Source organism: Streptomyces sp. NBC_00273 (assembly GCF_036178145.1).
GTDB lineage: Bacteria > Actinomycetota > Actinomycetes > Streptomycetales > Streptomycetaceae > Streptomyces.
In genome coordinates this window covers 9,334,723-9,348,852 of sequence record NZ_CP108067.1, presented here as the reverse complement: position 1 = coordinate 9,348,852, position 14,130 = coordinate 9,334,723, and the positions used below count along the sequence as shown (strand labels likewise).

At 74.4% G+C, this 14,130-nt stretch carries 10 protein-coding genes and 1 pseudogene; 3 read left to right on the top strand and 8 right to left on the bottom strand.

The features are described 5' to 3' along the window. Positions 1–43: 43 nt before the first annotated feature. Positions 44–511, top strand: coding sequence for an RICIN domain-containing protein (locus OG386_RS41880; protein ID WP_328792553.1), 468 nt, complete (start codon positions 44–46; stop codon positions 509–511). Between the two features lie 124 nt (positions 512–635). Here the strand turns inward: OG386_RS41880 and OG386_RS41875 are convergent, their stop codons facing one another. Further along, positions 636–1,400 (bottom strand): hypothetical protein, encoded by a 765-nt coding sequence (locus OG386_RS41875; RefSeq protein WP_328792552.1) that lies wholly within the window; start codon positions 1,398–1,400, stop codon positions 636–638. Between OG386_RS41875 and OG386_RS41870 the strand changes: the two are divergent. Then, a pseudogene (locus OG386_RS41870) lies at positions 1,389–1,988 on the top strand (amidase family protein); the annotation flags it as partial. The gene OG386_RS41875 and the pseudogene OG386_RS41870 overlap by 12 nt on opposite strands. 430 nt (positions 1,989–2,418) lie before the next feature. Here OG386_RS41870 and OG386_RS41865 read toward each other — a convergent pair. The 7 genes from OG386_RS41865 to OG386_RS41835 form a co-directional block, all read right to left on the bottom strand. After that, positions 2,419–4,182: a thiopeptide-type bacteriocin biosynthesis protein gene (locus OG386_RS41865; RefSeq protein WP_328792551.1), complete on the bottom strand. Its 1,764-nt coding sequence runs from the start codon at positions 4,180–4,182 to the stop codon at positions 2,419–2,421. A 30-nt stretch (positions 4,183–4,212) separates the two neighbouring features. After that, on the bottom strand, positions 4,213–6,162 hold the full coding sequence (locus OG386_RS41860) for a TOMM precursor leader peptide-binding protein (RefSeq protein ID WP_328792550.1): 1,950 nt from the start codon (positions 6,160–6,162) through the stop codon (positions 4,213–4,215). Then, the gene (locus OG386_RS41855; RefSeq protein WP_328792549.1) at positions 6,159–7,988 is read right to left on the bottom strand and encodes a hypothetical protein; all 1,830 of its coding nucleotides are present in this window, start codon (positions 7,986–7,988) and stop codon (positions 6,159–6,161) included. Before OG386_RS41855 ends, OG386_RS41860 begins: the two co-directional genes overlap by 4 nt. Next, positions 7,985–9,160, bottom strand: a complete 1,176-nt coding sequence (locus tag OG386_RS41850) for a lantibiotic dehydratase C-terminal domain-containing protein (protein ID WP_328792548.1) — start codon at positions 9,158–9,160, stop codon at positions 7,985–7,987. Before OG386_RS41850 ends, OG386_RS41855 begins: the two co-directional genes overlap by 4 nt. A 44-nt stretch (positions 9,161–9,204) precedes the next feature. Then, positions 9,205–11,955 (bottom strand): lantibiotic dehydratase, encoded by a 2,751-nt coding sequence (locus OG386_RS41845; RefSeq protein ID WP_328792547.1) that lies wholly within the window; start codon positions 11,953–11,955, stop codon positions 9,205–9,207. Positions 11,956–12,082: 127 nt separating this feature from the next. After that, the gene (locus OG386_RS41840) at positions 12,083–12,265 is read right to left on the bottom strand and encodes a thiazolylpeptide-type bacteriocin (RefSeq protein ID WP_328792546.1); all 183 of its coding nucleotides are present in this window, start codon (positions 12,263–12,265) and stop codon (positions 12,083–12,085) included. A gap of 24 nt (positions 12,266–12,289) precedes the next feature. Next, a complete protein-coding gene (locus OG386_RS41835) occupies positions 12,290–12,478 on the bottom strand; it encodes a thiazolylpeptide-type bacteriocin (protein WP_327380789.1) in 189 nt (62 codons plus the stop codon). A gap of 649 nt (positions 12,479–13,127) precedes the next feature. Here OG386_RS41835 and OG386_RS41830 point away from each other — a divergent pair. Continuing rightward, positions 13,128–14,099 carry a phospholipase gene (locus OG386_RS41830; protein ID WP_328792545.1) on the top strand — a complete coding sequence of 324 codons (972 nt, stop codon included), beginning with the start codon at positions 13,128–13,130 and terminating at the stop codon, positions 14,097–14,099. Positions 14,100–14,130 lie beyond the last annotated feature (31 nt).

The window sequence follows — 14,130 nt, the reverse complement described above, 5'->3', positions numbered from 1 at the left end:
AGGGGTCAGCGCAACCGCGCAACGGCGATGGGAAGGGGAAATCATGAGGTCCGTACGACGACTGATGCTGCTGGCGGCGGTCACCGGGCTGTTGGCCGGAGCCACTTTGACGGGCTCGCCTGCAGCTGCGGCGGCGCCGCTGCTCAAGTCCAACCTGAACGGAAGGTGCGCCGACGTCTTCATGTTCCACCAGGAGAACGGCGCGTCCACCGTGACGTGGGACTGCCACGGCGGCACCAACCAGCAGTGGTACTGGGACGGTGAGCAGATCCGTTCCAGCTTGAACGGGAAGTGCCTGGAGATCTACGGTCCCCATCTGGGTGAGCAGGGCTCGGTGAGCTTGTGGGACTGCTACGGCGCTCTCCACCAGAAGTGGTACCGCAACGGCAACGAGATCCGTAACCGGGTGAACGGAAAGTGCCTCGACATCTTGGCCGGCCGGCCTGAGATCGGGCAGCTCTTGGTGAGTTGGAGCTGCAATGGCGCGCGGAGCCAGAGCTGGGACTTCTGACCGCCTGCCCGGTCCGGCACGTCACGTGCCGGACCGGGCCCCGCCTGTCCCCGCCTGACCCCGTCAGGTCGGTGTCTGGGGACGGGCGGGGATCAGGGCGGTGCGGCGTCGGCCCGGTGGGGGCTCAGCGTCTGCCCCGCCGCAGCCAGCCCTGGACCTTGCCTGTGCCCGCCACCTGTGTCGGAGCGGAGGCGTGCGCCGGACCGGCGCCGATCTGCGGTGGTCTGCTGTGCGGCTCCAGGTGCTTCAGCTTCGCCTTCCACGGGCCGTCCGCCATCTGCAACTGCACGATGACCGGACCTTCGGGCAGTGGCACGGTCTCCCGCCGCTTGCCGATCTCGTTCACGACGTTGTCGTCGTCGGGTAGGGCGGTGGGGTCGTGGTGCCCCTCCAGTTCGAAGAGGTTGACGATGAGGTTGTCCTCGCCCCGGTAGTGGAGGGCGAGGTCGGCTGTTCCCGCGGTGTGCAGCAGGACGTCGGGGCCGCGTCTGTCCAGCTCGTCCTCCGTCAGGCGGGTGGCGGCGGCCAGTGGCAGCACCTGGAGTTGCCAGGGGCCTTCCGCTTTCAGCTGTAGACGCAGGCGGCCGTTGTCCGGGACCTGGGCGAGAACGCGGCCGCGGAAGTTCTCCTCCGTGCTGTTGACGAGGGTGTCCCCCTCCTTGTTGAACCGGGTGAGGGGCCACAGGCCCGTGTACCCGTCTCCCCGGATGCTGAGGTCGATCACGACCGGCCCCGGGGGGAGCCCGTTCACCGTGATGACGTCGTTGCCCCGGCCGGTCCGCGCGTGCGGTGCGAAGACGGCTCCGAACGTCCAGCCGTTCTGGCCGTCCCGTGGCTCGCCCGCCTGCTGCGGGGCCGCGGGCGCAGGTGGAACGCCGTGGAGTTGCACGAATACACCCAGTACGACGCCGTGGGACTGGCCGGGCTCGTGGCCCGGGGAGAGGTGACCGCGGCGGAGCTCGCCGGCGCGGCCGAGGCCGCGCTGGCGGCCGTGAACCCGCGGATCAACGCGGTCGTGGAGAGCTGGCCCGCCGAGGACGCCCCCGTCCCGGGCAGCACCCCGCTCGCGGGCGTGCCGTTCCTCATCAAGGACCTGGCCGTGTCCATGCGGGGCAAGCGCGTCGAGTTGGGCAGCCGCCTCGCCGCCGGCAACGTGGCCGGCCAGGACTCCTACCTGATGCGGCGGCTGCGCCGGGCCGGTCTGGTGACGCTGGGCCGCACGGCCACGCCCGAATTCGCCTACAGCACCACCACGGAGCCGGTCCTGTACGGCGCCACCCGCAACCCCTGGGACCTCGCCCGGACCCCGGGCGGCTCCAGCGGCGGGTCGGCCGCGGCCGCCGCCGCCGGCATCACTCCCCTCGCGCACGCCACCGACGCGGCCGGCTCGATCCGGGTGCCGGTCGCCAGCACCGGACTGTTCGGGCTCAAGCCCACCCGCGGCCGCATCTCCCTGGGGCCGGACGCCGACGAGGTGCCCATGGCGGCGGGCCCGGACGGGCCCTGGCTGACCAGCGCCGGCGGCACGGACTCCGTCGCCGCGCGCATCGCGGCAGCCGCGCCGGACGCCGGTGTCGCCAAGGCCTTCGGGATCTGCCACGAGAGCATCTGGACCCTGCCGCGGCCCGCCTTCGAAGGGGCGGCCCTGGCAGTGCCCTTCTGCGCCAACACCCCCGCTGCCGCCACCTTCACGGCGGAGCTGATCACCTCGATGGGCTGCTCTCCGCTGTCCTGCGGCGGACTGTCCCGCGCGGCACTGCTGGAGGCGGCCGCCGTCCTGGCCGTCGGTGTGTGGTGGTCCGGCGGCGAGGCGCGCCACGTGTTCCCCTCCCCCGCCCTGGCACCGGGCGCCGTCGACGACGAGCCCTGAGTGCTGCGGTGCCGTGCGGTCCTGTGGTGTGCCCAGGTCACCTGTCGTTGTGGTGCGGCCTGCGGCCGAGGGGAAGGAGGTACTGGAGCGGCTGGTCCGGGTCGTGGAGTCCGAGCAGTTCGTGGGCCAGGTCGTCGTGGAAGCCGCCCAGCGGGGTCCCGCCCAGGCCCAGGGCCGACGCCGTGAGCAGCAGGGTCTGGGCCAGGTGGCCGGTCTCCAACAGGGCCAGGCGCAGCGCGCGCAGTCCGTAGCGGCGGCGCAGCAGGCCGAGGTCGGCGTAGAGGGCGAGGAGTACCGGTGCCTGTGCGATGCCGATCCAGTCCGGGTCGGTCGGCGGGCGCGAAAGGTAGGTCGACAGGGCGGTGATGTCCTCCAGCGGGGCTACCGGGCCGATGCGACGCAGGGTCCGGCGTTCGGGGACGCAGTCGTAGGTGCCGGCGGGCAGACCGCTCACGTCGAGGACGAGGAGGCGGACGCGTGCCGTGTAGAGGGCGCCCGCGCTGGGGTAGGGGCGGTGGGCCAGGGTGCGGGTCGTGCCGTCGGCGAGGTGCTGCTCGCTGCGGCCGCTCTCGGCGAGGGAGTGCCACAGCAGGGCACCGAGCGTACCGGTGTCGAGGGGGCCGGTGAGGGCGCCGCGCAGGGAGGAGCGTGCGGCGAGGACCGCGGCCAGGGGTACGGCGGGCAACGGGTCGGCGGGGAGCGGAATCTCGACGGACCCGGCCGGGTCGCTCGCCGGGGCCTGATCGTTCGCCGGGTCGGTCGCCGGGGCCGGGGCCGGGGGCGGCAGTGGGCGTAGTGCCGAGTCCTCGCCGCGGCCGATCTGGAACTTGCTGCGCTCCAGGTACTGCAGGTCGGGGGCGGTGTGGCCGGGTGGGAAGAAGCCTGCCGGTCCGTCCGTCTCCAGCAGGGTGCGCGCGGCCAGCCGGCACACGGCCCGTTCCTCGTCGGGGCTCACTCCAAGCCGGTTGAACAGCATGTGCAGCTGGGAACCCCAGATCCCGGCCCGGGTCCGCTCGCCGGGACCGTCGAGCATCGCATCGGCCTCCCGGACCCGTTCGGCCCAGTGGGCCAGCCAGGGCGCCGCGGTGCCCGAGCGGAGGCGCTCGTGCAGGTCCGCGGCGCGGGCGCCGAGGGTGGTGCGCTGTGCGGCGTGGACGGTGTTGACCCTGGTGTGGACGGCGGCGGCGGGCAGCAGCGGCACCTCGGTGACCCAGCGCCAGCCCGCCGCGTGCGCGCGGAGCCAACGTGCGGCGGCGAGCGGGTCCATGCCGAGCGCGTACGCCGTGGTGTGGGCGAGGTCCGCGGCCGCGGTGAGGCGGGATGCGGCCGTGGCCGTGGCGGGCAGGGCCCGCAGTACGTCGAGGGCGGTACGGGTGGAGGTGGCGAAGAGCGCTTCGGCGACGGGCAGGGCCCGCGGGCCGCCGTAGCGCCGGGTTTCGGGTACGTAGGGCACCGCGCGGATCTCGGCGTGCCGGGAGGGCCAGGGGCCGGGGACGGCGGGCACCTGCCGGGCCCGCCGGGCCAGCAGGTCCGCCGATCCGGAGAGGGCTGCAGCGGTCGCGGTTCCGGTGGTACGGACACGGATCCGTAGGTGGGGGCCGTCCTGCCCGTAGCGGATGAAGAACCAGTCGGCGGCTTCGCCGGCGGCCACGAGGTCGTCGAGGAGGGGGGCCGCGTCACGGACGAGGAAGCGGTCGGTGTCCTCGGTGGTGGAGTGCAGGAAGAGGTGGTGGCTGTGCCAGGTGCCGGCGACGGCGCCCGTGCCTGTGCCGGTGCTGGTGTCGTTGTCGGTCGTCGTCACGTCGTCCGGTCCTCGTCGTCGCGGGTCGGGTCAGGGGAAGGGGTGCGGGTGCAGGGGCAGTTCGCCGTGGCGCACCGGCCGGCCGGTGCGGCCCAGACGGTGGGGCACGTCCAGCAGCCGGGACAGGCCGAGGGTGCGCCGGTTGACGTGCCCGAAGGTCATCGGGAGCGCGCCGGGGACGACGACCTTCACGCAGTGCAGGCCGAACCGCTCGCGCAGCCCCGGCTCGCTCTGGTCGACGGTGATCACCTCCATTCCGGCCCGGGCCAGCCGGCCGACGGTCCGCGTCAGGAGGCCGGAGAGGTCGGGCACGGGGCGGGGTGCGCCGGGCCAGGCCTCGTCGACCGTCGCGGCCGGGGTGTCGGCGAAGAGGAACTCCAGGCGGGGGGCGGCCTCGGGCAGGGTGCTCAGCCCGACGTGGTCGTCCAGGGTGAGGACGAGTTCGGGGTGCTCCAGCATGGGCCGCAGCCGTTCGGGGTCGCGCGGCCCTCCCTGGGCGGAGGCACGGTGCGGTGCCTCCAGCACGTTGGTGACGACCTCGGCGACGGCGGAGCGGATGGCGGCGCGCGGATCGTGGTGGGCGCCGGCCGCGAGGAACATCCGTGGCGCGCCCGGGTGGTCGCCCTCGTAGCGGCAGACGGCCAGGACGGCCGGGACGGCGAAGTCGTTGGTCGCGTCCAGGAGCAGGAGCCGGTAGCCCGCGGCCGCCGCCCGGTCCGCGAGCAGCAGGGTGTCGGTGTCGTCGGCCGGCGGTTGGATGCGGCGCAGCGGGGTGGCGGCGTACCAGGCCATGAGGAAGGCGTCGCGTTCGGCGACCTCGAACAGCCCGTACAGGGCGGCCTCTTCGGGGCTGTTGCCGAGGCCGCAGCCGTTGGAGGACTCGTACACGACGCGCGGCCGGTCCGGTCCCGGCACGTCCCAGTAGGCGACGTGTTCGGGGACGGCGATCGGCCTGCGGTGGGTGAGGGACCAGCCGTGTACCCAGTGGAACGGCAGGTCCGGGGTGTAGGGAACGGTGGGCGAGGCGGGGTGGCCGTGGTGGGCGGGGTCGGGCAGTCCGAGCCGTGCGGGGTCCAGTGCGCGGCCCGGGCCCAGTTCGGCGAAGGAGGCCAGCAGGTCGGTGCGGCGGCCGGTGGGGCGCATGCCCGCGTACCGTTCGACGGCTTCGAAGAGGGCGATGCGTTCGCTGTCGGGGAAGGTGCGGGCCCGGCCGTGGCCGCCGTCGTCGACGGACCTGCCGTCGGTGACGATCGCGCTGGTGAGGCTGAACGCCGAGTCCTCGGAGCGGCGCAACAGCCGCACGGGGCCGAACCGTTCGTCGTGCAGGGCGGCGCGCAGTGCGGCGCCGGTCGTACGGGGGTTGGGGCCGCGCAGGACGGTCGGGTCGGGCATCGGGCGGGGTCCGGAGGGCAGTGGGTGGAGCGGTGCCTGCGTGTCGGAGGGCAGCGGGCGGCACACGTCGCAGCCGCCGACGGGGCGGACGTGGTGGGTGGACCAGGTGCCGCGGCCCTGGTGGACGATGTGGACGACGGCCGCATCTGCATCCGCATCCGGGTCGGGGGCGGGGGCGAGGGCGAGGAGGTCGTGGACGAGGGCTTCTACGGCCGGGGTCAGGGCCGGTGAGGGTACTCCGGCCAGGGTCAGCTTCGGGGCCTGCCACGGGACCCGGCCGCCCGCGGTCGCCAGGCGCTGGTACTCGGTGCAGACGAGGCAGGCCGCGCCGCCCGGCCGGAGCACTGGTCCGATCACCGCCAGCGGCCCGTCGTAGCGCACCGGCACCAGGGTCACGGGCCGGTGCAGGGCGTGGCGGCTCAGTTCCTCGGCGAGGCCGAGCGTCCAACGGGTCAGTAGGACCGCGGCCCGGCCGGTGGTGGTCGCCAGGGCGGCGGCCGCGTCCAGCACGGGGACGGGACCCGGACCGGCCGCGGGACCGGGCGCCGGTGCGGGCGCCGGTGCGGGGGCTGCGGTGGGGGCGGTCATCGGGCCTCCTCGGCGGTGTGCAGAACGGTGAAGCCGAAGGAGCGCAGCAGGCCGGCGAGGCCGGCATCCGGTACGGAGTCGGGTGCGGGGTCGGATGCGGGCGGCGTGATCGCGGGGTCGGCTCCGGACAGCTGGTGCAGGGTGTTGCGGAAGGCCTCCTCGCGCCCGGCCAGGTCGGCGAGCCAGCCGCCGGTCCAGCCGAGGTCCTCCCAGGCGGCGGTGGGCACACCGGCCGCCGCGAGCGGTGCGGCCGCGCCCCCGGAGGGCGGTGGCGGGGTGTCGGGCGCCCCGGCCGTGGCGGTGCAGGCGGCGGTGACGGCGGCCAGCGCGGCGAAGGAGGCGGCGTCGCCGGGCGTCGCCTCGACGGCCTCGCCGAGCAGGGGGCCCGGCCCGCGCCCCGGCCCCGACGGGGTGCGGCGGACCACGGCCCGGTACGCCTGCGCGTGGGGGGCCGCTTGGTGTACTTCCAATCGTGCGGGGACAGCGAGCCGGCCGGTCAGGGTCGTCCACCAGTGGCGGAGCTGCGGGTGGCCGCACCATCGGGCCGGGTCCACCGGGCGGCTGTGCGGGGCGCCGGCGAGGCGGCGTGCGGCGGCGTGGCGCAGGGCGCGGCCGCGGGCGTGCCCCGGGTCGGCCCCGACGGTGAACACGGCCTCCCCGAGGAGCAGTTCAGCGGCGCGGCAGAACACTTCCAGGCGGGCCAGGTCGAGGCGGGGCCCGCCGCCGGTCAGGGTGCGGGGGGTGGTGGCGTTCCCGGTGGTAGGGCCGGGCAGGGTGCAGGTGGCGAGGGGCACCGGGAGTTGGGGCAGGTCCCCCGGCAGGGGTCCGGGCAGGGGTCCGCAGCGTCGGTCCCCGAGGGCGGCGATCCGCTGGAGTGCCTCGGCGAGCCCGGCCGGGGGCGCGAGGCGGACGCGGCGGTCCGCGTCGATCCGTTCGGGGCCGAGCCAGCTGTGGTGGTCGGCGCGCGGGAGGCGGGCGTCGGCGAGGAGGACAGCGGGGATGCCGGGGAGCAGCCGGGGGTCGTCGGCCTCGGTGGCCGGGTCGGGCAGCCCGGCGGCCGCGCACAGCAGCCGGTGTGCGGCGGCGCCGGCCAGTAGTGCGGCGAACGTGCGCGGGGCCTGGTGGGGTTGCGGCGCGGCAGCGCCGTCGGTGGCGTCGGTGAGGCGGGCCTCCAGGGCTGCCGCGTCGGCGCGTGCCTGGGCGGCGCTGCCGGGGGCGGTCACGTATCCGGTGACGCCGCCCCGTCCGGCCGCGACCGTCCGGTCCGGGCCCGTGCCGCGGACGGTCAGCAGGACGCGGTCGCGGGGCAGGTCCGGGTCGGGGGTGAGGGTGACGGGCACGCCGCCGGCCGTCAGCGCCCGTACGGCGGCGGCGGCGGGCGGGGAGGCCGGGTCGTGGGCCAGGACCTCGGCGCGGGCGGTGGCGAGGAGGGCGGCTGCGTCGGCGGGGCGTGCGGCCGTGGCGTCGATCCACCGTGCGACGGCGGGGTCGGGGTGCCCGGTGGCGGGGGGTGCGGGCAGGAGGAGGTCGTGTTCGGCGAGCTGGCCGAGGAGGGTGTCGACGGCGGTGCGGACGGCCGAGCCCGGCTCCAGGCCCTTGCGGAACTCGGCGAGGCGGCCGGAGCGCAGGGGTTCCTCCAGGAGGCCCCACACCGTGGGGACCGCGGTGCTGCCTTCCAGCGTGAGGTTGCCGCGGCGTCCCCGCAGGTGCAGGCCTGCGCGCAGCGGTGTGGTGGCGGTGCCGGGACGCAGCCGGTCGCCGCCGTGCGCGTGCTGTCTGCCGGCGTCCTCGCCGGCGGAGTCCTGGCCGGTGTGTTCTCCGGTCATGTCCGTGCCTCCACGGCGTCGATGACCGTGTCGATCTCGGTGCGCCAGTCGCAGCCGGTCAGGGCGGGCACGGCACGGACGACGAGGTGCGCGGCGAGGTAGCGCTCCAACGGGCGGACGTCGCAGATGGTCAGTAGCCGGTACAGGGCGTTGGTGCAGGCCCGGTGGATGAGGTAGTCGGGGCGGCTCCACATCGTGCCCTGGGGGTCGGCTCGGCGCAGCAGTTGGTGGAACTCGCTGTAGCGGGTGCGGATGTCTTGGTTCCAGCGTTCGTGGGCGGCGGCGTCGCCGGTGGCGGCCGCCCGGGTCCGGTAGGCGAGGGGGTCTCCGTGGAGGTCGGCGCCAGCGGCGTGGCGCCGGGCCGTGAGTTGCCAGGCGTTGCGGGAGAAGCCGGCCCAGGCCCGTTCCCAGTCGTCCGCGTGTCCGTCGGCGATGCGTGCGACGAGGGCGGTGACGGTGTCTCCCGCGCGTTCGGCGTGCCGTTCGAAGGTGGCGCGGAGTCTTCCGTCGGGGTCGTCGTGGAGCAAGAAGTCTTCCAGGTGGGAGACGTAGGACCAGTGTCCGCCGGTCAGGCCGCCGGGATGGGCGCAGGCGTGGGCGGCCAGGGCGGTGACCGCCAGGCGGAGCCGGGCCCGGTCGGTGTCCCCGTGGCGGCCGAGGAAGGCGGCGCCGGCCCGCAGGGCGTCCAGGCCGTGGCGCAGGAGGTCTTCGCGCAGGGCGGTTCCGTCGGCTTTGAGGAGAGTGCGTACGGGCGTGCGGTCGACGGGTTCGATCCGGGTCGTGTTGTCGGGGTGGATCGGCCCGTAGGGCGGGGGGATGAGTTCGGCGCGCCCGGTCTCGGCGGCCTGTTGCAGGAGTTGCGCCTCGGTGAGGTCGCTGTGGGAGGGGTGTGCGCGCAGCCAAGTGCGGACGTGTGCGGCGGCGGCTGCGGCGGTGTCCGCTACGGCGGCGGGGTCGGTGCCCTGGAGGCGCAGCCGTAGGTGCGGGCCGTGCAGCCAGTGCCGCTCCACGTGGGCGGTGGTGCCGTCGCTGGTGGCGGTGGCGGCGAGCGGCAGCATGACCTCGCGCAGCAGGGGGGCTTTGACCGGGTGGTGGTAGTAGGCGATGACGTCCAGTGCGCTGTGGTCGTGGGGGTCCTGTCCCGGAGGGGTTTGGGGGTCGGGGGGCGGCATGTCCGGTGCGCTCCTGTCGTGGTGTTCCGGGCTGGGCGGGCGGGTCATCGCGGGCGTCCGTCCCGGTAGACCTCCAGGGCGAGTTCGACGGCCCGGGCGGGTGCGGTCAGGCCGCCGGGGGCGGGCAGGGCCTCCTCCAGGACGACGCCGTCGGTGTGTCGGGACAGCCATTTGGCGAGGCAGCGCAGGTGTAGGGCGTTGCCGAGGTCCGCGAGGTGGGGCTTGGGGCGGGTCAGGTGGCTGAGGAAGTCCTCGGTGGCACGGCCGGTGGGGGCGCCGGCCAGCGGGTGCAGGAAGACCTGTTCGGGTAGGCCGAGGTGGGCGCGCCAGTCGGCGGTGGCGGCGGCGGGGACCCGGTGGGGGTGGGTGTCGGCGGTGAGGTCGGCGCGCAGCCGGGCCACCACGGCGGGCGGCAGGAGCCAGCGGCGGCGCTGGAGGACCACGTGGCGGTGGCGGAGCCGGGAGCTGACGGTGACCGGGCCGCCGGGTGCGTCCAGGGTTCGGCGGGGGGCCAGGGGGCGGAAGTCGATGACGCCGCCGGGGTGGTCGGCGAGGTGGGGCGCGATGCGGGCGGGTAGCAGGACGGGGGCGAGGAAGCCGGGGTAGAGCACGTCGAGGGGTTCGCCGGTGGTTCGTAGGCGTATGCGGACCTGGTCGGTGGCTTCGTCATGGACGAGTTCGAGGTCGGCTTCGGCGATGGGGGTGCGGTCGCGGTCGGGGCCGATCTCGTCCGGGACGAGGAGGGGGTGGAGGTTGGCGTTGAACCCGCCGACGGGGCGGATCTGGGCGGGGTGGGCGCCGGGGCCGAGGCCGCTCCGGATCTGCCGGGACACCTCGGCGGTGGCGCGGGGGTCGAGGAAGTCCAGGAAGCGGCTGGTGAAGCGGCCCCATCCGCCGTAGACGTGGTTGGCGGCCAGCAGCCCGGTGATGGGGTCGCGTTGGAGGAAGAAGGTGTAGCTGAGGGGGCGTTCGAGGGTGGTGGCGGGCAGTCGTTCTCCGAGGGTCTTGAGCGTGTCCGCGGGCAGTACCGCTTCGTCGGCGGGAACGGGGGCGTGCTGGTCTCGGGGGTCGTCGTGGTCGAGCAGGGCGGCGGTGATCTCTGCACGCAGCCGGGCGATGGGTTCGGTTGCGCTGGGGAACGCGTCCCGGTCGGCGGGGTCGAGCCGGGCGATCCGTCCGGCGGACTCCCAGGCGGCGGTGACGTCGGGGCCGAACTCCCAGGGGTGCGCGCAGCGGCCGCCGACGCCGTAGCGCTCGACGAAGCGGTCCCGTAGGGCGCGGCGGACGAGGTGCCCGAGGTCGAAGAGTTCGGCGAGGGCGGTGACCTCGCCGAGGGCCTCGTGGTCGGCGGCGCCGAGGAAGCCGTCGAGTGCCAGTGGGCGCGGGGCGATCACGTCCTCGGACAGGACGGTCAGTGGGGCGGAGCCGGTGGGGACGGGCCGGCCGGCGGCGGCCAGCTCGGCGGTCCAACGTTGGGTGAGGTCGGTGAGCAGGCCGGGGCGGTCGGCGGCCGGGGCGGCGGCGAACCGGGCGGTCAGCTCGCCGAGTTCGGCGATCCGGTCGGCGCGGTGCGCGTCCTGGGGGTGGCCGGGTGCGAAGGTGCGCACCCAGGCGTCGAGGCGTTGCAGGGGGGCGGGGTCCTGCGGGGCGAGGGGGTGCTGCGGGACCAGCAGGTCGGCGCGGGTGAGCCGGTCGAGGAAGGCGGCGACCGCGGCCCGGCCGCCACCGCCATCTCCGCCATCGTTGTCGTCGTCGTTGTCGTCGTCTTCGCCGGGCGGGCAGAGCGCTGCGGCCAGGTGCCGTGTCAGGTCGGCGAGGGGCACGGGGTTCTCGGCGAGGCCGGTGAGCAGGCTGAGCGGTCGACCGGAGGCGACCTCGGCCTCGTCCTCGCCGGGCACGAGGTAGCGGCCGCCTGCGAAGGAGGGCCGGTCGCGGGTGTATGCGGTGCGTGGGCCGGCGGTGCGTGCGGTGCTGGTGATGCGGTGGGGAAGGGTGGCGCGTCGGTGCGGTGCGTCGAGGAGGGCGAGGGTCAGTGCGGTGGTCAGGGTGCGGTTGGCCCGTACGACGGACCGTAGGGGGCCGTCGAGGAGGGGCGCGGCGCCCCAGGAGGTCACCGGGCGGGCGGCGCCGTCGGCGAGGTGGCCGGCAAGTGGTCCCCATCCGACCGCCGTGAACCAAGACAGCGGGCTGGTCTTGGTGCTGGCCCGCAGGGCGTAGCGCAGCACGGTGGGTTCTTCCTTGCGGGCGCGGCGGTCGGCGGTGCCGGTGGCGGCACGGTTGATGGCGCGCAGCAGGTCGGCGCTGGTCAGGGCGGCGGCCTTGGCGAGGGCGGGTTCGCGGCAGAGGGCGGCGAGCGAGGCGCGTTCGGCGTCGAGGGCGGGGCCGGTGGCGGCGTCGAGGGCGGTCAGGAGGGCGTCGCGGTCGGCGCGCAGGGCGAGCCAGGCCGCGAGTCGGGGCAGGCGGGCCGGCAGGTCGCCGAGGCGGGCGAGTAGGGCGGGGCGGGGTTCACGCCGGTTGTGCAGGGCCCTGCGCAGGGGCAGGACGGTGTCGCGGTGGAAGTCCGCGGGGTGGCCGTCGCGGGCGGCGTACAGGTCGTCGCAGAGCGGTGCGGCGGTCAGGGCCAGTTCGATGTCGAGCTGGTGGAGGCGGGTCAGTAGGTCTCGGAAGGTGGCTGCGGCGGAAGGTTGGGCCGGGTGGGCGAGCACGGTGGTGCGGGCCAGCGCGTAGGGTGCGGACCGGACCCGGTAGCCGTCGGTTCCGGTGCCGGGGGCGGCGTGCGGTTGCGGCTGCGGCATGGGTTCCCGTCCTGTGGGTGGGGGGTCGGCGCGCGGCTTCCCGCCGGGCCCAGGGGCACGGCGGGAAGCGTCTGGCGAGCGGTCATGCGGTGGCACTGTGGTGCAGTGGTGCGAGGGTGTCCCCCGGTTACAGGGGGAGTTCGGGCAGCTGCGGGTGGGCGCAGGAGGACGAGCCGCAGGAACAGGAGCTGCCGCCGTTGGACGCGCCGCCCTCGGGCAGTGCGACCGTGTCCCGCATGGAGGTCACGGTGAGTTCACCGAGGTCGAGGTCGTCGAGGTCGAAACCGGCGGACTGCGTGGTGTCGTTCATGGGTTGCCTCTCGTGTAGGGGCGGTCAGACCTCGAGGGCGGTGACGTCCTGCGGCTGGGCGCAGGACGAGGACCCCTGGCAGGAGCAGGAACCCCAGGACGCCCCGCCCTCGGGCAGCGCGGCGGTGTCCCGCATCGAGGTGACGGTGAGGTCGCCGAGGTCGAGTTCCAGGTCGTGGAGTTCGGCCTCGGGGGTGCGTGCGGTGTCGGACATACGTGTCTCCCGGAATGTGGAAGCGGAAAGCCGAAAGTGCACTGAACGTCGGTCGGCCGGACCGTTCGGTGAGTATTGCGATGCCGTCCGGACGGCGGCAAGTGCCTGAGGGTTATGTTTGCCACCTGTCCAAGTCCGGTTCTGATCGATGGCGTCGCCGTCGGTCGATTCCGGCCACGGGGCGATTCCGGCCGCTCCCCCGGCATTCCCTCCGCTCCCCGATATTTCGCGGAGCCGGCGGAACCTTGCCGGAGCGGGATCGTCCGCATTTCCCGGCGGAGCGCGGAATGCACGGCGCGCGAGCCGTCCACGCCTAATGTCGTGCACCGGCGCGGCCCCGGGCTTCCAGCAGAGCGGGAAACGGAGACCCGCGGCCCGGACCGCCTCGGTGGACGTCCGGCCGCGCGGAGGCGATTCACGCTGCACCGGAATCTGCGCCCCCTCTTTTCTCCGCGGGTGTTTTCTCGTCACACGACAGAGGAGGTGGCGGCTATTTCTCGCCATTCCGGGAGAAGCCTGGACCTGATTCATTCGTCATACATTTATTGCGTGTCAGCATGTGGCGGGTGAGATGAGCCGTCCGATTCGGACACCGACATGACGGAGTGTTTTCTTGACTACCTACCTCAAACATGGTGCAGGCCCGCGGATGCTCCTGGCGCTGCTCTCGGCCCTGTGCGCGGTCGTCGCCGCCACGGCGCTCGGTACGGCCCCGGCGACAGCAGCAACGGCAGCCGCAGCGGCCGACGGGCGCCATCCGGTCTATGCCATCGCGCACCGCGTCGACACCCTGGACGGCGTGGACGCCGCACTCAAGCACGGCGCCAACAGCATCGAGATAGACGTCTGCGCCTGGTGGAACCCGAACGAGTGGCGGGCCTATCACGACTGTTCCTCGGCCGGTGACAACCGGCTGGGCCCCAGCTTCGACAGCATGATCGACCGGATCCTCTCCCACGCGAACCAGGGGCGCAGGCTGTCGCTGGTCTGGCTGGACATCAAGGACCCGAACTACTGCGGGGAGCGGGAGAACCGCGGGTGCAGCGTCGCCGGGCTGCGCGACAAGGCGCAGCGGCTGACGGCTGCGGGGATCCAGGTGCTCTACGGGTTCTACGAGTACCACGGCGGCAGCACCCCGGACGTCGGCGGCCGGGGCTGGAAGAGCCTGGAAGGCAGGCTCGGCGCCCTGGAGGGCATCACGACGACCGGGAACCGCGACCAGGTGCGGGGGGCGTTCGACCGGTCCGGTTCCGGGTTCCCGGCCGGTCGCCGGGTGATGGACTACGGCGACAGCGACATCACCAAGGGGTTCGGGAACTGCACGGAGGCCACGTACTACACGTGCGCGGAGCTGAAGAAGGGCGCCGCGGACCGTGACGCCGGACAGCTCGCGGCGACCCTTTCCTGGACGACCACCTACAACGATCCGTGGTACGTCGACAAACTGCTGGGCGACGGTCGGGTGGACGGGATCATCGCGGGCTACGGAGCGTTCACCGGGGTGCGGGAGTACGACGACAGCTGGCAGTGCGCCAACTCCGTCAACCTGATCCGTGACTGGGTCGGTCGCCACGGCGGGACCCATCGCATGGCTGCGCCCGGTGACCGTCTGTTCCGGTAGGGCCCAGGCGCCGCGGCCGGTTGCACCCGGG